Here is a 16,516-nt window from a genome sequence, read left to right on the forward strand (position 1 = left end):
TTGTTTTTTTTTAGCACTCAAATGTCTCACTGATTCCGATAACTTACAACAGCACTCGCACGACATTTACACGACAAATAAGTTTTTCGGCCGTCTGAACCGTACTCGTTTATTCCATCTCACTTAATTTTTGCTGTATTTCTGTTAAAATTCGTTTGTGGGAATAATTCGAGCAATGTCCTTTCATAGGTGTAAATTCAATTTGCGCGTCAGATTTAGGGTTTGTAGTACTTTTCAGGTATTGTTTAAAATCCCGCATCGAATTATTGAGGTAAAAATTATCCATATCACCCATCCAGATATGAATTTTCCCTTCGAGTTTTGGCCCAAGCTCTGGCCAGTTCGACGCGGTGTATTTCAATAAATCATATTTCTTCCAATGCTTGGCAACTTCTTTATCAATTGCACCGCTAACAGGATCAAAAATCGGTTTGGGCAGTCCGTCTTCTCCTTTGGGGCTGTACAATGCATTCCATGCTCCCCATTGACCGCCCGATGTCACATAGGTGTTCGAATATCCCTGAACATTCTCTGCAGTCATTTCCTGTTTTATCGAAAATTGAGGTTCGCCATAAATATCCCGCATACTTGGTCGCAAGTACCCTCGGTCGTTATAAAAAGCATTTTCATTTTCGTAGACATTAACCAGTTGCATTTTAGCAAAACACACCGGATCCGGGCTATACGACCAGCATCCGTTAAAAGTTTCGGGGTAAATTAATTGTAAGGCGAGCGATACCCAACCTCCGGTAGAACAACCATCAACAAAACGGTTTTCGGGAGTTCCTTCAATTCTGAATTGTTTCTCAATTTCTGGAATTAACTCGTTAATTAAGGCCTCTCCGTAAGGGCCGCTGTTTTCTGAATCGAGCTGATAACAATCGCCAAACGGTCCCTCTCCATCAAGAAAAACAGTAATGATTTGTGGCGCATCCTCCGAAGTCCACCACGACATAAACTCTTCATTTTTGATTAAAGAATTGATTCGCGTAAACCGACCACCATATCCGGCTACATTATAGCGTACCGGATATTTTGTTTTTGGATGGCTTTTGTAACCCGAAGGAAGTAAAACCGAAGCCTTTAAATGCATTGATTTGTTCCACCATTTTGTTAAAACCGGACTTTCCATTTCAAAAAACTCAACTAACTCGTTATCCTCTAATTTTTTTTCAGGAATGATTTCAGAAAAGCTTAGTTCAACCAATTGTTTGTTTTTTGTATCAACTTTTACAGGCGCACTGTATAAATTGCCGGCAGTGTTGCTGCGCGATTCAGAATCCCTGTTATGAACCCAAACTGCCTGTATAAAATATACGCCGTGAGGAACCGAGTTGAAATCCCATTCAGAGGTTTTTGCCCAGTCTCCATCGCCATTTACTCTCCGGGATTTGTTTTTGTCCCAGTTCTCGAAATTCTTTCCGAAGACAGATTCATTACCATCATAACCCGATGAGAATCTCGGCTCCGACTTATCAGTGTCTGAAATATAAATTAGTAACCTTCCTCTGGATTTAAAGCTGTCTTTGAGGTTATCATCCACCGAAATGGTAAAAGCTAATTTCGTAGATTGCTGTTGCGCAAATCCCGAAAAAAAAGTAATTGCCAGAAAAGACAGTAGGAGAAAACTTTTGATATTCATCTGTTTCGTTTTTATAAATGGATAAGATTTGTGTGCCACTATTTTTTATTGAGAGGTTTGCATGTGTATTTGGCAGCAGTAACATACAGCAATAAATATAATGTTTTTTCTATACAATTGGAAATAAGCAAGATGAAGCGGTTTTTACTTACCGGCCAGGTCGCGAATGGTTTGCCGCAGTATATTTACTTCCAGCTCCAGCTCTTTAACCCGGCTTTGCAGGCTTGCATTTTCGTTAACCAATTCGGTATCGGCGCAATCAGGTTCCGCATAAGGGAATTTGGTGGCCAGTTCGCGAAAAAAGTTGTATTGCAGTAAATTACTCAGGTCGGCAAGCTTTTGCACCTGCATGGTAGGGCGGTGTAACATGCCATTAACCGAAGTGGGGTGCAAATTTAGTGCACGGGCAATGTCGGCACCATTAACATTCTTGCTTTTCATTACTCGTTTCACCATCGGAAGTACAAAATTCTTTTCCATAAGTATAAAGTTTATTCTATATACCTCTAAAGTTAGGGAAAAAACATAAATATATATCTATAAAACAATAGAATAGATGTTATTAGAGTTAATCACGATGCTAATAGCCTCGAGATACAATTAAAAAACATCTAATAAGATGTAAAAAACATCGAGGTATAACTAAATAGCATCGAAAGTGGTGTAAAAAGCATATGCTTTGAGGTTCGGAAGTACCTTGTTTGATCTAAGAGCTTTAGCTTTGCCGGGTAAAGCAGGTGTTGGCTGGCTGACTGACTGAGGATTCGATTATTTCTTATTTTACCGGCCTCAAAGGATGTAATCTTTCCGAAAAGAAAACATCCTTAGGTGGGTTTTAAACGTCGAAATAATAAATCGATTTGTAATCGAGTTTTTTCGCGCCAATCCGGTCGTAAAAGTCCATCGCACTGTGGTTCCGGTTGTTAACGTACCAGTCGATCACTTTTGCTCCTTTACTTTTTGCATAGGTTTTCAGGTGTTTCATAAGCATCGCACCGATTCCCAGTTTTCGGTATTCCGGAAAAACAAACAGGTCTTCGATGTGGTAATTGGTAACCCCTTTAAACGTTGAGAACGATTTAAAAACAAGCGTAAAACCACACACTTTTTTGTCTTCGTTTTCGGCCACAAAAACGGTTACGTGAGTGTCGGGTGCAAAAATGGTGTTGCGAATGTCCTGCACGGTGGCCGTTACCATTTCTACCTGATCAACATGAACGGCGAGGCCTTTAATACATTCCAGGATAATTCCTGCATCTTCGGGTTGGGCTTCTCTTATTTGTATCATTTATTTGCCAATTTAATAAGTACTCTTGCGCGCTAAGGTGGCATGAAATTACAAAAAATGTATAATTCTACCCGTTTGGGCAAGTTCAAATGAGTTCTTTTTTCCTGCTTAAACCGCGCTGTTGTGGTTACTCCTCATCAATAATCCGAACATGATTTTCAATCCGTGTTTTTGTTGAATCACCGGCAAAGCTGGTAACATCGCCTTTGCAATTGGTAAAATAAACGTATTCACCCTGATCATAGAAACGGTACACTTTGCAGCCATCGTATTCAAATAGGTATTCAACGTTGTAGGTCGAATTGTTTTCCGGACTTTTGATGGTTATAGGCACACCCGAGCAGGCAGTAAATAGAATAAAAAGTGCTCCGGCAATAATCTGTTGAATGGTTTTCATGGCTTTAAAAATTGATGTTTGCTGGGGAAATACAAGAATGATGCCATGTGTTTATGTAAAGCAAGAGGGGGGAGAATTAGTATGTTCCTTCCGGGAACCCGTGTTAGATTATAAGTCCTCGATATCGCAATTGTACCAGGTTTTGTCAACTGTAAATCCGCTTTTTTTGTATAGTTTTATTGCCGGATGATTCCAGTTCAGCACCTGTAAGCGCATACGTTTGCATTTTTCTGCTTTCGCTACTTCAAACATTTTATCCATTAAACGGCTGCCCAATCCCTTGCCGCGATAAGCTTCTTTAACATACAGGTCATCGAGGTACAAGGTTTTTCCTACCCAGGTATAATAAGCGAAATAGTAAAGTGCCATGCCTATAATTTCCTTTTCTTCGGTTTCGGCCACATAACATTTAAAGTAGTCCTTTTGCTCGTACATTAATTCCAGCGAGTTGCTCACCTTTTCGGGGCTTTTTTCGTACTCCGCCAGTTCCATAATCAGCCCGAACATTGCCGGGAAATCGTTTTCAGTTGCTTTTCTAATTTTAATATCCATGTAATATTTTTAATTGAGTTGAAGTTTGGCCGAAGCTTTTACATCTCCGTTTATAACAATTTCGAAAGTATGCTCGCCGGGGTAATGTTTGCGCGTGGTCATATTTTTGAAGGTGTGTTTTTTGTTGATGCTGTGCATACCCGGTTTCATTTCCACTTCTTTTATCTGAAAAACTTTTGGCGATGTTTTGCCGTTGGCTTTTACAAAGTGAACGATGTATTCGATACGCACTTTTTGCTTTTGTTTGGTATCGAGGGCGAGTTTGAAACGAAACGAAATATCATCTCCAATTGCCGGCGAAGTGTTTGAGAGTTGGAAATCTTCCACTTTCATCAGCTCCGGATTGGCAAAACCAAACAGCAGCATTGCTCTTTTGTTGCCTTGTTTTAAGAGTGTGCGGCAGGCATGTTTTATAATCCAGTCGGTGTTTTTTGAATTTCCCTGCCAGCGTTCGCAAATATCCAGCACCAGTTCCGGATGATCTTTTGAAATGTCGTTGAGGTTATTGGCCACACTCTTTCGCACAAATTCCTCCGGGTCGTCTTTTAATTTCTCCAGAATTGGCAGAATCAGCGACGGATCTTTTTTCAAAGCCGGAACTCCTGATGCCCACGGCAGGCGCGGGCGACATCCCTCGCTGGCAAAGCGTCTTACCCGAAAATCGTCGCTGTCGGCCCAGGCAAGCATGTATTTCATAGCACCTTCCAAATCTTTGTTTAAGAATGGCCTGATACCAAATTCCGAGCTTCCGCATTTGGTCAGTTCACCCAATGCGGGCAAAGCAATGTCCCAGTGTTCCTGGCCGTACACCTCAACATAATCGGGTAAAACAATGGCCTCGAAACCGGTAACTTTTGGTACAATGGCCACCAGAATTTCAACCGCCTTTTCAAAATCCTGCGGAAGAAACTGGTGAAGACACAAAGTGGTATGCCTCATTTTTTCTTTTAACTCGCGCTCCGGCCAATCTTTGTCGCACACTGCGGCAACAAATTCTTCCGATTGAAACGGCGGATACACTTCTTTTAAAACGGTGGCAAAAAGTTGTACTTTCTCTAAAGGAAACAAGGTGTCTTTAAGTTTGTCGGCCATGGTAGTAGTTTTTAGCTGAGTTTATTGAGTTCATCAAAGAGTTGTTCCTGCTTATTTTTTAAGTTTTGCCATTGTTGTTTTCTGAATGTTTTCAGGATAAAAAGCCGTCCCCGCCCAATTGTTTTTAGCAAAAGAATGTACCATCGAAAAGCCAGTTTGCCGGCAAATGGGAGTAAGGCAAGAAACAACAGTTTGTGCCACCATAAAGGAAGCCAGCCCGAAACTGCCCAGAGCTCGAGTAAATAAACAATAGGGAAGAGGGTAAAACCCAAAACCAGTGAAAAGGAACTCCAAAAGGCAAAGTCTTTTATTTTTTTTCGAACAATGGTATCGATGGCAATAAACGGAATGGCGTTGAATAGAAAACCAAAAGCAAAAACCGGCAAGGTGATCAGTAAAAGCAGTTTATTGAGGCCAAGTTTCAGGAAGTTGTTTTCCGGATTTTCAACCAGCCACGAGCGCAAACCATGTTTCCGCACATCGGTATCAAATTGTTTTGTGGCGTTGCAGATCTTTTCCGCTTTCTGGGGGCTATTGTTGTCCAGTTCATCCAGAATTTTTACCAGTCGCTGGTCGGATTCAAAACGGCTCACAAAGTCTGCTTGCCTTCCTGCTTTTTGTGCAAATGCCTTTCCGTAAATCGCCCGGATAAGCTCGAAACATTCGTAATGCTCTTTGCTTTTAATGTTTATAGTAAGTGGCTCAATAGCTTTTTCAAGCGCATCGCGCAAGGCCAGTGTTGCGGCGCTGGAATTTTCGTGGTAAGCGTCCAAAAAATCATTCACCAAAATTGGTTTGCCAAAATTCACCAGCACACTGCGGTTAAATTTCCAGTAACTGCTGTAATATATTCCGGTTGGCACAATGTGGATATCCAGGTTATTATCGGCTTTTTCTTCGGCCTGAAAGACAATACGAGGAACAGCTTTTTTGTGCGATAACATTTGTCGTTTTGCCGAGTGGGCCGCCTCTGGGAAAAGGGCCAGTGCACCATTGTTTTCCAATACTTTTATTGAATCGGCAAAGGTTTTGTCGTTTTTCGAAAGCTGATCCTTCCCGTCGCGCATGCGGTAAACGGGCATAATCTTCAGAAAACGTAATGCCAGCGTTATAAAGCCGGGTTTAAAAATATCGGCACGTGCCAGCCACACCGGCTGAAAACGGGTGTGCAGAAGTATAGCCATCGGGTCGCTCAGCGCATTCTGATGGTTCGGGGCAATAAGAATTGGCTTGTTATTGGGAATGTTATCAGTCCCGCTTAAAATAATTTTATCATGAATGGTCCAGTCGACAAAACGGACATACTGCTTTAACAGCCAGTATCCCAATGACCACTTTTCGTATTTCATCTTAAAACTTAGTTTATCTGGTTAACTTAAAACGTGCCATAAACGACGATACGGCAAATCCGCTTAAAATATGCCAAACACCCCACCAGGCTGCAATAATGGTCATTCCGCCAAGCTCCAGTTCGGGAGGGAATATTTTGGGATTAAACATGAGTACAAGTGCCAGACCGGAATTTTGGATTCCGGTTTCTATAGTAATGGTTCGTTTGTCAATTCGTGGTAAGCGGAAAATGCTGCTAATGCTAAAACCGGCTAAAAGCGCAAGTCCGTTATGAATGAGAACAATTAGAAAAACAAGGTGTATAAACTTCATGAAATGTTCGAAGTTGGCGCTTAGCAGTGCAATTACAAACCCAATAAAAATAACTATCGAAATTTTACGAATGGGTTTCTTAATTCTGTGCGTTAACACCGGAAAATATTGTGCGATTAGCAACCCGGCAATAACGGGTATGCCCAGCAAAATGACCACTGTTTGCACCATCTGGAAGAAATCGATTTTGATGGGAACAAGGTAGTCGCCGGCACCCTGGTTGTTGTAAATATTAATAAACAGGTCGCCCCAAAGTGCAAAGTTTATCGGGGTCATAAAAGTGGCAGACAGCGTAGCAATGGCCGTTAAACTAACCGAAAGTGCGAGATTGCCTTTTGCCAGGGCACTCATAAAATTCGAGATATTACCACCCGGACACGATGCAATTAACAACATACCGAGGGCTACCGTTGGCGTGGGATTTAGCAATATAACAAACAAAAAAGTTACTGCCGGAAGAAGCACAAACTGCGAAATAACACCAACAATAACCGATTTGGGGCGCATTATTAGTTGTTTGAAATGCTCGATTTTAATGTCGAGGGCAACACCAAACATTATGAATGCAATGGTGATGTTAAGCGCTACTAAACCTGTTGGAGAAAAATTGAGCCTGACATTGTCAAGAACTTCCAGTGCTTCTTTCATGTGATTAGTTTTGAAGCGGCAAAATACTAAACAATGCTGATATTTCATAAAAAAACCGGCATTGAACGCTAATGGTCAATGCCGGTTTTGTAATTATAAGGTTTTCCCTATTTGCTTAGAAGCAATTTTTTCATTTTGTCGTGAATATCGGTATTGTCCATAATTCCCATAAACTCTTTAGCTCCCGGGCCATAAGCAAATACCGGCACCATAACTGCTGTATGACCGGTTGTCGGGTAGTCGGCTTTCACCCTTCCGGTACTCATGTCGCCACCTGTTAGTGCCATTCCGCCGGTTTCATGGTCGGCAGTAACCAATACCAGTGTTTCGCCGTCTTTTGCTGCAAACTCAAGCGCTTTGCCAATTGTCTGGTCAAAATCGAGCATATCTTCCACAATGTAAACGGTGCTGCTGGCGTGTCCGCCCCAGTCAATTTGCGAACCTTCAATCATCAGAAAGAAGCCCTTGTCGTTATTATCAAGAATATTAATTGCTGTTGATGTTGCAACCGGTAGCATGTCGCCACGCTCTGCAGTTCTTCCGTTGTGAACTTCGGCGGTTAAACCGGCCAGTTTGCCACTTTTTACCTTGGCAATTTTTTCAATATCGGTCTCAACAGTGTAGCCTTTTTCCTTTAATTCGTTGGCCAGGTTACGACCGTCTTTACGTTTTGTAAAATGATCGTTTCCACCGCCAATGAACACATCGATATCGGTGTTCAGGAAATCTGCAGCAATGTTTTCGTACATATTCCGGCTGGGCTGATGTGCAATAAACGATGCCGGAGTGGCATGTGTAATTGCCGATGTTGAAACCAGCCCTGTGGCCAAACCTTTAGCTTCGGCTTCCTCCAGTATTGATTTTACTTTAGCAGTGTCGGTATCAACGCCAATAGCTCCGTTATAAGTTCTTACACCACATGCAAGGGCTGTTCCGCCGGCTGCCGAGTCGGTAATGTAATTGTCGGCCGATTGGGTTTTTGAAAAACCGATGTGACGGAAGTTGTCGAGAAACAAGTGCCCCTGGTTAGCTGTAATTCCCGCAAAAACCTGGCTTACTCCCATACCGTCGCCGATAAGGAAAATAATGTTTTTTGGTTTCTCAGCTTTAAACTTTTGCGGATACATTTTTACCTCGTAAGGAGCGTTTCCCGGGTAAACTTTATCTGTATCTTCTGACTCTGCATTCAGGTATGCATCTTGCGCAAATGTCCCGAAAGAAAGGGCACAAAAGGCAAGTGAAAAAAATAATTTCTGTAACATGTCTTTTCTTTATTTAGTGCTGTAAATGTATAGTATTTCAATTATTGAACCTTAAATTAACAATAAAAAACTGTGAATAGTTTTGTAAAGTCAACTGAACTTTTCAATTTCTTCTTTATCAAATTCGGTATTCAGCGTAAAATAGGTTCCATCCTGCGTGGTATGCATTTTTATGATGTCGATAATTACAAAGTTGCTCAGTATTTCTTCTGCTTTTTTACGCGATAAATGTGCCTTTCGCATGAATTTTGAAAAAGTGATGGATTCATTGTTTCGTAAGAAGTCGATCAGAAAACGCTCGTTGTCGGAGTAGCTAAAGTAAACGCCTTTAGGGCTTTTCTCCTTGCTCCACACTTCTAGCTGTATTTTGTGGGCCAGAATATTTTCGTCTTTCTGCCTGATGTAGACCAGCCATTTTCCGTTTTCGTCTTTTGCAAAATGTGGTTTTTTATCGCTGGCTTCAATCCCGATCTCTAAAACGGTTTTCCCCTCAATTTGCCATTGGTGTGTGGTAAAATTAATCTGAGGTTTGCTGTATATTTTTGCCGCCGCCTCAATCATATAAAACTCTTCGTCGCTGCTAATGCCGGCAATTTTGCCATTGTCTTTTACGCCAATAAGCAAACGCCCTCCATCGGTATTGGCAAAGGCCACCAACGATTTGGCAATTTTTTTCGAGTCGTTAATACAAAACTTAAAGTCCTGCTGCTGATGTTCTCCCTCTGCAATAAGTTTATAAATATAACTGCTCATGCGTTAATTCCTTTTTTCCTGTTCGGTGTTAATCCGTCACTATTTCATCCATTCAAACGTTACATAGTGGTCCTGGTTCATTCCAAGGTTTTCGTAGGTTTTTTGTGCAGCCACATTTGTTTTGTCGGCATACAGACGAATTCCGTTCAGGTTGTCGGCTTTCATTACCATATCTTTTATGTGCGCATACATTTTACGGTAAACACCTTTTCGCCTGAAATCGGGCATTACATAAACCGATTGTATCCACAATATTGTTCCGTTGCGCCAGTCGCTCCATTCAAAAGTGGTTAGCAAGGAGCTTACAACCTGTCCGTTAACTTCGGCTACGTAATAGTTGCCTTTGTTGCTGTCGTTTAAAACAGCTTCAACGCCTAATTCAACGGTTGGCGCGTGCAGTTCAATGCCTTCTGTTTCGTGTGCCATTGCCAGCTGAAATTCTACCAGTGTTTTATGGTCCTGTAAAGTTGCTTGTCGTATTATCATGTTATAAGTTTGAAATCAACGAAAATAGTAATTCCACAGAAATCATTAATTTTCGCCAAAGTTAATTTATGAAGATAGTTGTAGCTTCGAAAAATCCGGTGAAAATAAATGCCACCGATGCAGGATTTAGTACCTATTTTGAAGGAGTGGAAGTGTTGGGTGTTTCAGTTGAGTCGGGTGTTTCGGATCAGCCCAAAAGCGACGCTGAAACTTTAAAAGGTGCTATAAACCGCGTGGAGAATGCCCGAAAGAAATTTAGTGATGCCGACTATTGGGTGGGTATTGAAGGCGGACTTTCGGTTAATGGTTCGGAAGTAGAAGCTTTTGCCTGGATTGTTATCTCATCGGGAGAAAAAACCGGCAAGGCACGAACAACAAGCTTTCAGTTGCCGGCTAAAGTTGCCGAATTAATTGCCGAAGGTTATGAGTTGGGCGATGCCAACGATATGTTGTTTAAACAGCAAAACTCGAAACAAAAAAGCGGTGCTGTGGGGCTGTTAACGGGGAATAAAATTAACCGGACCGCCCTTTATAAACAGGCGGTACAGCTTGCGTTGGTGTCATTTTTAAACCCCGGTTTATATTAGCCTTCTATTCGATCCATAATTTCGTCAACGCGGATGCGCTCTTCGTGTAAAAGTACCAGTTGCAGTTTCTCTTTTTCCAGACGCTCGCTAACCATTGGCCCTACTTCGCCGGTTACAATGGTGGTTACTCCCTGTTCTTTTAAGAAATCAACTAATTTAATTCCGCTGTGCGATTCTTCAATAAATTTATTTTCCTCAATAGAATACTGGTTTTTGTCAACGTCAAACAATACAATGTATTCGCACTTTCCGAAACGGAGGTCGAGAAATGACTTTTCTGTTTTGCCTGAGGATGTAATCGCAAATATTTTACTCATAGTTTAACTCTTTTAGATTTTAATAATAACAATTATATCCCAAAATGTTTAATCTTTTTTTAATTTGTTCAGTTCTTCCCAGTATTCAACGGCTCTTCGCGTGTGCGGAATACAAATGGTTCCGCCTACTACGTTGGCTACACTAAATACTTCAAAAACTTCGTCGGTGGTAACATTTAGCTCATGGCATTTTTCGAGGTGGTATTTTACGCAGTCATCGCAGCGCAACACCAGCGATGTTGCCAGCCCCAGCATTTCTTTTACGTTGGCACCCAGAGCACCTTCTTTATAAGTTAGCGTATCGAGACTATAAATACGTTTCATCACTTTATTGTCCGAAGCCAGAATTTTCTCATTCATTTTTGCCCGGTAACTGCCAAACTCTTCCACTAAATTTCCCATAACTTTAATCCTAATGTTGTGGCCGTAAAGTTAGGTTAAGTTTTAAAATCATGAAAAAGCAATTTAAAAAATATCAACAGGTAAAAGCGTTGTTTTCGGGCTCTCATATTACTTATAGATTAAGGCAATGTTATGTGGATAAAAACCGTTCGTGTTTTATATGTTTTTAAATTATATTTGCGCACTCAATAAAAAAGGAATAATGAGGACTTTTTTGCTGGTTTTAGTTGGTCTGTTGGCCACAAATTTCTCGTTCGCCCAAGTTGATCTTTTTGAAGAAATGCCTGCTGATACAAGCAACATTGCGATTATAGACCGACTGGATGTGAATAGAGACGCACGGCTCGACAAAATGCTAAAATGGCATATTGAAAAGAACCAAAAAAGAGAGGGGATGGATGGATACAGGGTTGAGATCTTTTTTAGTTCTGGATTGGACGCTAAAGAACAAGCCCTTAACCTAAAAACTGAATTTCTGACAAACTACCCGGATTTTCCCGTTCATATAAAATTTATTGCACCAAACTTTCGGGTTCGTGTAGGCGATTTTAGAACGAAAAATGAGGCTTTGAAGTTGTATAAGCAAATTCAAAAAAATTATCCTGCAGCTTTTATTGTTCCTGATGTAATCGAATTTCCATTGTTGAAACAAAATCAGTATGAGTGACCAGATTAAACACGAGTGTGGCATTGCTTTAATTCGTTTGTTAAAACCGCTTTCTTACTACCATAAAAAGTATGGTACCTGGAAGTACGGTCTGAACAAGTTGTACCTTTTAATGGAAAAACAGCATAACCGCGGACAGGACGGCGCCGGAATTTGCTGTGTAAAATCAGAGCTCGATCCGGGAAATCCGTACATAAGCCGGTTCCGCTCGGTTGAGCCAAATCCAATAAAAGATGTTTTTGATAAGGTGAACAAACCTTTGAAAAAAGCCAAGCGTAACAACTTCGACATCAACGACCCGGAATGGGCCGAAAACAATTTCCCGTTTGCCGGAACACTTTACCTGGGGCACTTGCGCTATGGTACCTTCGGTAAAAACAGCATCGATTTTACGCATCCGGTAATGCGCCAGAACAACTGGAAATCGCGTAACCTGGTGTTGGCAGGTAACTTTAACCTTACCAATACCGACGAGCTTTTTAATGTACTGCTTAATTTGGGGCAGCATCCAAAAGCTTATACCGATACAGTAACAGCACTCGAAAAAGTGGGGCATTTCCTTGATGAGGAAAACCAGCTGCTTTTCAGAAAATATAAAAACGAAGGCTACGATAATAACGAGATTTCTCCGTTGATTGAGCAAAACCTCGATATTCAGAATATTCTGGAGCGTGCTTCGAAAGACTGGGATGGTGGTTATGCCATGGCCGGTTTGGTTGGGCATGGCGATGCTTTTGTGGTTCGCGATCCGTGGGGAATTCGCCCGGCACATTATTATGCCGACGATGAAATTGTGGTGGTAGCTTCAGAGCGTCCTGTAATTCAAACAGTAATGAATTTGCAGGAAGACGATGTGCAGGAAATTGGCCCCGGCGAAGGACTGATCATTAAAAAGAACGGAAAGATTTCGAGAGAAATGATCCGTGTGCCGCATAAAAGAAAGTCGTGTTCGTTCGAGCGAATTTATTTTTCGCGTGGTAGCGATAAAGCGATTTACCAGGAAAGAAAACAACTGGGGCGTTTACTAACTCCGATTGTTTTGGAAGCTGTGGATTACGATTACGAAAATACCGTATTCTCGTACATTCCGAACACTGCAGAAACCGCTTTTTATGGTTTGGTTGATGGCGTTCGTAATCATTTGGTAGATTGGAAAATCGATCAGATTCAGAAGAAGAACGGTTCATTGTCCGACAAGGATATTAAACGAATTTTATCGTTTGAACCGCGGGTAGAGAAAATTGCCATTAAAGACGTGAAGCTGAGAACCTTTATCGCCGACGATGCCAGTCGTGATGACCTTGTAGCACACGTTTACGACGTTACCTATGGCGTGATTCAGAAAGACAAGGATACACTGGTGATTATCGACGACTCGATTGTGCGCGGTACAACCTTGAAAAAGAGTATCCTTAAAATACTCGACCGATTGAAGCCGAAAAAGATCATTGTTGTTTCGTCGGCACCACAAATTCGTTATCCTGATTGTTATGGAATTGACATGGCACGTTTGGATAAATTTATTGCTTTTAATGCCGCTATCGAGTTGTTGAAAGACAATGGGAAAGAATCACTGATTCAACAGGTTTATAAAAAATGTAAAGAGCAGGAGAATTTGCCAAAAGAAGAAATGGTAAACTACGTTCGCGAAATTTATAAGCCATTTACAGCCGAAGAGGTTTCTGCTAAAATTGCTGAATTGCTGAAACCGGAGGATTGTAATGCGGAGGTTGAGATTGTTTATCAATCAATCGAAAACCTGCACAAAGCTTGTCCGAACGATTTGGGCGACTGGTATTTTACCGGTAACTACCCAACTCCGGGAGGAAACCGTGTGGTTAACGGATCGTTTATCAACTACATTGAAGGAAAAGACGCCAGAGCCTACTAGTTCTGGATTAAGAGATAAAAAAATGGCCCGGTACTTTTAAAGTATCGGGCCATTTTTATTTTGGTGAGGTATGTTTTATTCAACCGTTGGCCATTCATCGTCTTCCTTACCTTTTATGTAAGTTTCAATGTGGCGGTCAACTTTAACCTCGTAGATATCTTTAATTGTTAAAATAATTCCGGTTTCGAGTACGTTTCCAAATACCTCGTTTTTAATCGTTCCAAAGGTTTTCATCGATGGTGAAAGGTTCATGTAGGCATTTACCAGCGGTGGAATGTTCTCGCCAAATGTGCGTACGTTTTGTACCAGAATTTTGTAGTCATCCTTGTATTCCGGGCCAACAAAAAGTTTTTTCATGGCATCCATGTCGATGTTGAACTCAACCGGATTTAACGGATACACCAGATTTTCCTTGTCGCGGAAATATTTTTTAAAGAAATACTGAATCAGGTTACGGGCTTCGTTGTGGAAATGCTCGTACATTGTAATTTTTCCAAAGAAATATTTTATCTCCGGATGATCAACAGTAAGTGCTCCCAGTCCGTCCCAAAGGTTGTCGAGTGCAAAAAGTGCCTTCGCTCCGGCCTTGCTCGATTGGTAAGCCGGCTGTACAAATGAACGACCCAATTCTAATGTGTAAGGCAGATAGTTTTCTTCAAATTCTTTCGAAAAATGAAAAACCCGCGAAGTAGCCAGTTTAATGTTGCCTTCTTCGTCGCGTGGAGCATCGGCGCACAACACATAGCGGTAACCGCCTAATATTTCTTTCGCATCCGGATCCCAAACAATTAACTGTTTGTAAGGATTTTTTGCTGTGTCGTAGCTATCGATATCGGTTTCTTTACCAGTACCGCCTCCGGCGTCCCTGAATGTTATTTCCCTTAAACGCCCCAGCTCGTGCATAATTGCAGGCGAATCGTGTGCTGTTACGATGTATATTTCGTTGCCACCTTTGTTGGTTTTGCGAAGTAACTTGTCAGGCGTTAGCTCTGCATAAATTGCTTCTCTCGCTATAGGTGCTACTATGTCCTTCATTTCAATCTTTTTATCTGTCTGTGTATCCAAACTCCCTAAACTTGTGTCCCTCTGACATTACGCTAATTGTCAATACTTGTTTCGGGTTCCCGTTCCTTTTGAAAATTGGAATACAAAATTAAAAAAATCACGTGAATGCTGTTCTATAATACAGTTTAATTTACTGAATCAGAACTTTCTTTTAGTTTATAAACTTTTTGTTTAACCCATTCTGCCCATTCCTGGTGCGTTTTTGTGTGGTCGAAAGTAGTATATGGTATGGGTTTTCCAAAATAAAGATGCACATCGGTGTTTTTGTGTTTCATGGTCTCGTCGGGGAGAAAAAACATTTCGAGGTTCCATTTTATTTTGAAAAACTTACGGAATTTAGCTATGCGATAGAATCGGTTGGAATTTCTGCCACTGATAAACACAGGGATAATATCTCGTTTGTGTTTTATTGATTTGCTGATGAAATGTTTTTTCCACTCCAGATCCATGATCTGCCCTTTAATTTTTCGCGATGCCAGTCCTGACGGAAAAATTAGAATCTGATCATCTGAGTTGTAACATTCGGCGAGCTTTTTCGCAGCCTCGCGCGCATGTCCGCCATGTTTGTTTACCGGCACAAAAACCGGTTTTAACTGAGGTATATTGAGTAAGATATCGTTGGATAAAAACTTGAATGATCCCAAACGTGCATCTATATTTTTCATGAGCAACATGCCATCAAAACCGCCCAGCGGATGGTTGCTGGCAATTATGTAACGCCCTGATTCAGGAATGTTTTCCAGGTTGTGAACGAATTCGTGAACATTAAATTCCTCAACCACTTTGTCTACAAATTCAATTCCCTCGAGGTGTCCGTACTTTTTAAGGAACGCGTTCACTTCGTCGAGATGCAGAATGTTGTTTAACCAACGATATACAAATCCCGGGATGTATTTTGCCAGCACCGGGCTTTTGGCGGCAAATACCTCTCTGATCCGAATTGGCTTGGAGCTTTTTATGCTATTCTCTGTCGTCATTTCTGGTTTATTTGCGGCGGCAATTAACTAAAAATTGCTTAATCTGAAAAATGTCACCATGCAGATCTTTTGATTAGTCTTTCCCTTCTTTTGTTTTTTATATCCCTGAAGTTTTAATGATGTAATCTTCGTTGATAAAATAAATATTGCCAAAATACGAGTTATTAACGATATGTTGGTTGTGTTTGGGCGTTTGTAAAAAGCTGTAAATCAGTGGTGGAATTTGGGTTTTTAACAGAATTGAACAGGTTTTGAACATTTTGTGATCAGGTTATTAACAGAAAGTGTAAAATGCATTGTGGAATGAAATGGAATAATATGGCACAAAATGGAATAAAATTGTATTTTTACACTTGATAAAAAGACTTTTAGGGATTTATGGCATTTTTCGCAGGAACATATCAGGCTACCATCGACGACAAAGGGCGGGTGGTTCTTCCGTCGGCTTTTAAGAAGGCGATGGGCGAAAATATTCCTGATCAGGTTGTTCTGGAGAAAAACCGACTGGGGAAATGCCTCGATATTCATCCGATGGAAGTGTGGCAGGAAAAAGTGGAGAAGTTTCAGGCGAAAGTACGCGCCAGTACCAATCCTGCGCATTTTGCAGCCTTGCGTCAGTATTTCCGGAATTTTGCTCCGGTAAGCCTTGCCGCAAACGGTCGGATAAATATTCCTGATGAATATTTAAAGTACGCGAACCTGGAGGGCAAGGTGACATTCCTTGGAATGGGTGCCTCTATTAGCCTGAGCAACGAAATCGTGGCAGAAGCCGACGATATATCTGATGATGCTTATCTGGACATGTTGAGAGAATTTGATTTGTAGGGA

Annotated in this window: 19 protein-coding genes; 4 read left to right on the forward strand and 15 right to left on the reverse strand. The window is 41.2% G+C overall.

Translation table 11 applies throughout. The annotated features are described in order from the left end of the window. Positions 1 to 109: 109 nt before the first annotated feature. From LH29_RS17060 to LH29_RS17110, 11 genes are all read right to left on the reverse strand, one after another. Positions 110 to 1,642, reverse strand: a complete 1,533-nt coding sequence (locus LH29_RS17060) for an alpha/beta hydrolase-fold protein (protein WP_045032141.1) — start codon at positions 1,640 to 1,642, stop codon at positions 110 to 112. Positions 1,643 to 1,786: 144 nt separating this feature from the next. Continuing rightward, positions 1,787 to 2,122 carry a hypothetical protein gene (locus LH29_RS17065; protein WP_045032142.1) on the reverse strand — a complete coding sequence of 112 codons (336 nt, stop codon included), beginning with the start codon at positions 2,120 to 2,122 and terminating at the stop codon, positions 1,787 to 1,789. Positions 2,123 to 2,477: 355 nt separating this feature from the next. Continuing rightward, a complete protein-coding gene (locus LH29_RS17070) occupies positions 2,478 to 2,930 on the reverse strand; it encodes a GNAT family N-acetyltransferase (protein WP_045032143.1) in 453 nt (150 codons plus the stop codon). Between the two features lie 127 nt (positions 2,931 to 3,057). Further along, a complete protein-coding gene (locus LH29_RS17075; RefSeq protein WP_045032144.1) occupies positions 3,058 to 3,327 on the reverse strand; it encodes a DUF4884 domain-containing protein in 270 nt (89 codons plus the stop codon). A 108-nt stretch (positions 3,328 to 3,435) separates the two neighbouring features. After that, entirely contained in the window at positions 3,436 to 3,879 is a 444-nt protein-coding gene (locus LH29_RS17080) for a GNAT family N-acetyltransferase (RefSeq protein ID WP_045032146.1), read from the reverse strand. A gap of 9 nt (positions 3,880 to 3,888) precedes the next feature. After that, positions 3,889 to 4,971 (reverse strand): DNA alkylation repair protein, encoded by a 1,083-nt coding sequence (locus LH29_RS17085; protein ID WP_045032148.1) that lies wholly within the window; start codon positions 4,969 to 4,971, stop codon positions 3,889 to 3,891. Positions 4,972 to 4,982: 11 nt separating this feature from the next. After that, positions 4,983 to 6,320, reverse strand: a complete 1,338-nt coding sequence (locus LH29_RS24000; protein ID WP_052671046.1) for a 1-acyl-sn-glycerol-3-phosphate acyltransferase — start codon at positions 6,318 to 6,320, stop codon at positions 4,983 to 4,985. A 13-nt stretch (positions 6,321 to 6,333) separates the two neighbouring features. Continuing rightward, positions 6,334 to 7,281, reverse strand: a complete 948-nt coding sequence (locus LH29_RS17095) for a bile acid:sodium symporter family protein (protein WP_045032150.1) — start codon at positions 7,279 to 7,281, stop codon at positions 6,334 to 6,336. A gap of 107 nt (positions 7,282 to 7,388) precedes the next feature. Then, entirely contained in the window at positions 7,389 to 8,543 is a 1,155-nt protein-coding gene (locus LH29_RS17100) for an alkaline phosphatase (protein ID WP_045032153.1), read from the reverse strand. A 90-nt stretch (positions 8,544 to 8,633) separates the two neighbouring features. Next, positions 8,634 to 9,296, reverse strand: a complete 663-nt coding sequence (locus LH29_RS17105) for an AlbA family DNA-binding domain-containing protein (protein ID WP_045032155.1) — start codon at positions 9,294 to 9,296, stop codon at positions 8,634 to 8,636. A gap of 39 nt (positions 9,297 to 9,335) precedes the next feature. After that, positions 9,336 to 9,782 (reverse strand): GNAT family N-acetyltransferase, encoded by a 447-nt coding sequence (locus LH29_RS17110; RefSeq protein WP_045032158.1) that lies wholly within the window; start codon positions 9,780 to 9,782, stop codon positions 9,336 to 9,338. 68 nt (positions 9,783 to 9,850) lie between these two features. Here LH29_RS17110 and yjjX point away from each other — a divergent pair, with 68 nt between their 5' ends. Continuing rightward, positions 9,851 to 10,369 (forward strand): inosine/xanthosine triphosphatase, encoded by a 519-nt coding sequence (gene yjjX / locus LH29_RS17115; protein WP_045032160.1) that lies wholly within the window; start codon positions 9,851 to 9,853, stop codon positions 10,367 to 10,369. On the opposite strand, the gene LH29_RS17120 is transcribed toward yjjX, so the two are convergent. Then, on the reverse strand, positions 10,366 to 10,686 hold the full coding sequence (locus LH29_RS17120) for a NifB/NifX family molybdenum-iron cluster-binding protein (RefSeq protein WP_052671047.1): 321 nt from the start codon (positions 10,684 to 10,686) through the stop codon (positions 10,366 to 10,368). The genes yjjX and LH29_RS17120 overlap by 4 nt on opposite strands. A gap of 48 nt (positions 10,687 to 10,734) precedes the next feature. Next, entirely contained in the window at positions 10,735 to 11,088 is a 354-nt protein-coding gene (locus LH29_RS17125) for a carboxymuconolactone decarboxylase family protein (RefSeq protein ID WP_045032162.1), read from the reverse strand. Positions 11,089 to 11,290: 202 nt separating this feature from the next. On the opposite strand from LH29_RS17125, the gene LH29_RS24005 reads away from it, so the two are divergent. Both LH29_RS24005 and LH29_RS17135 read left to right on the forward strand, forming a co-directional pair. Next, complete coding sequence (locus tag LH29_RS24005; RefSeq protein WP_052671048.1) at positions 11,291 to 11,755, forward strand: SPOR domain-containing protein; 465 nt, start codon at positions 11,291 to 11,293, stop codon at positions 11,753 to 11,755. Continuing rightward, positions 11,748 to 13,646, forward strand: a complete 1,899-nt coding sequence (locus LH29_RS17135; protein ID WP_045032165.1) for an amidophosphoribosyltransferase — start codon at positions 11,748 to 11,750, stop codon at positions 13,644 to 13,646. Before LH29_RS24005 ends, LH29_RS17135 begins: the two co-directional genes overlap by 8 nt. Positions 13,647 to 13,721: 75 nt before the next feature. Here the strand turns inward: LH29_RS17135 and LH29_RS17140 are convergent, their stop codons facing one another. Both LH29_RS17140 and LH29_RS17145 read right to left on the reverse strand, forming a co-directional pair. Beyond that, positions 13,722 to 14,681: a GNAT family N-acetyltransferase gene (locus LH29_RS17140; RefSeq protein ID WP_198152491.1), complete on the reverse strand. Its 960-nt coding sequence runs from the start codon at positions 14,679 to 14,681 to the stop codon at positions 13,722 to 13,724. Positions 14,682 to 14,836: 155 nt separating this feature from the next. Beyond that, positions 14,837 to 15,688, reverse strand: coding sequence for a 1-acyl-sn-glycerol-3-phosphate acyltransferase (locus LH29_RS17145; RefSeq protein ID WP_045032167.1), 852 nt, complete (start codon positions 15,686 to 15,688; stop codon positions 14,837 to 14,839). A gap of 378 nt (positions 15,689 to 16,066) precedes the next feature. Here LH29_RS17145 and LH29_RS17150 point away from each other — a divergent pair, with 378 nt between their 5' ends. Then, on the forward strand, positions 16,067 to 16,513 hold the full coding sequence (locus LH29_RS17150; protein WP_038558544.1) for a division/cell wall cluster transcriptional repressor MraZ: 447 nt from the start codon (positions 16,067 to 16,069) through the stop codon (positions 16,511 to 16,513). Positions 16,514 to 16,516: the final 3 nt, after the last annotated feature.

This window comes from Draconibacterium sediminis (assembly GCF_000949475.1).
GTDB lineage: Bacteria > Bacteroidota > Bacteroidia > Bacteroidales > Prolixibacteraceae > Draconibacterium > Draconibacterium sediminis.

Excerpts from the sequence above, each read along its gene's own strand:
- LH29_RS17110 (WP_045032158.1), bottom strand. The coding sequence starts at position 9,782 with ATGATAATACGACAAGCAACTTTACAGGACCATAAAACACTGGTAGAA.
- LH29_RS17075 (WP_045032144.1), bottom strand. The coding sequence starts at position 3,327 with ATGAAAACCATTCAACAGATTATTGCCGGAGCACTTTTTATTCTATTT.
- LH29_RS17070 (WP_045032143.1), bottom strand. The coding sequence starts at position 2,930 with ATGATACAAATAAGAGAAGCCCAACCCGAAGATGCAGGAATTATCCTG.
- LH29_RS17065 (WP_045032142.1), bottom strand. The coding sequence starts at position 2,122 with ATGGAAAAGAATTTTGTACTTCCGATGGTGAAACGAGTAATGAAAAGC.
- LH29_RS17095 (WP_045032150.1), bottom strand. The coding sequence starts at position 7,281 with ATGAAAGAAGCACTGGAAGTTCTTGACAATGTCAGGCTCAATTTTTCT.
- LH29_RS17120 (WP_052671047.1), bottom strand. The coding sequence starts at position 10,686 with ATGAGTAAAATATTTGCGATTACATCCTCAGGCAAAACAGAAAAGTCA.
- LH29_RS24005 (WP_052671048.1), top strand. The coding sequence starts at position 11,291 with ATGAGGACTTTTTTGCTGGTTTTAGTTGGTCTGTTGGCCACAAATTTC.
- LH29_RS17080 (WP_045032146.1), bottom strand. The coding sequence starts at position 3,879 with ATGGATATTAAAATTAGAAAAGCAACTGAAAACGATTTCCCGGCAATG.
- LH29_RS17150 (WP_038558544.1), top strand. The coding sequence starts at position 16,067 with ATGGCATTTTTCGCAGGAACATATCAGGCTACCATCGACGACAAAGGG.
- LH29_RS17125 (WP_045032162.1), bottom strand. The coding sequence starts at position 11,088 with ATGGGAAATTTAGTGGAAGAGTTTGGCAGTTACCGGGCAAAAATGAAT.
- LH29_RS17145 (WP_045032167.1), bottom strand. The coding sequence starts at position 15,688 with ATGACGACAGAGAATAGCATAAAAAGCTCCAAGCCAATTCGGATCAGA.
- LH29_RS17140 (WP_198152491.1), bottom strand. The coding sequence starts at position 14,681 with ATGAAGGACATAGTAGCACCTATAGCGAGAGAAGCAATTTATGCAGAG.
- yjjX (WP_045032160.1), top strand. The coding sequence starts at position 9,851 with ATGAAGATAGTTGTAGCTTCGAAAAATCCGGTGAAAATAAATGCCACC.
- LH29_RS17060 (WP_045032141.1), bottom strand. The coding sequence starts at position 1,642 with ATGAATATCAAAAGTTTTCTCCTACTGTCTTTTCTGGCAATTACTTTT.
- LH29_RS24000 (WP_052671046.1), bottom strand. The coding sequence starts at position 6,320 with ATGAAATACGAAAAGTGGTCATTGGGATACTGGCTGTTAAAGCAGTAT.
- LH29_RS17085 (WP_045032148.1), bottom strand. The coding sequence starts at position 4,971 with ATGGCCGACAAACTTAAAGACACCTTGTTTCCTTTAGAGAAAGTACAA.
- LH29_RS17105 (WP_045032155.1), bottom strand. The coding sequence starts at position 9,296 with ATGAGCAGTTATATTTATAAACTTATTGCAGAGGGAGAACATCAGCAG.
- LH29_RS17100 (WP_045032153.1), bottom strand. The coding sequence starts at position 8,543 with ATGTTACAGAAATTATTTTTTTCACTTGCCTTTTGTGCCCTTTCTTTC.
- LH29_RS17135 (WP_045032165.1), top strand. The coding sequence starts at position 11,748 with ATGAGTGACCAGATTAAACACGAGTGTGGCATTGCTTTAATTCGTTTG.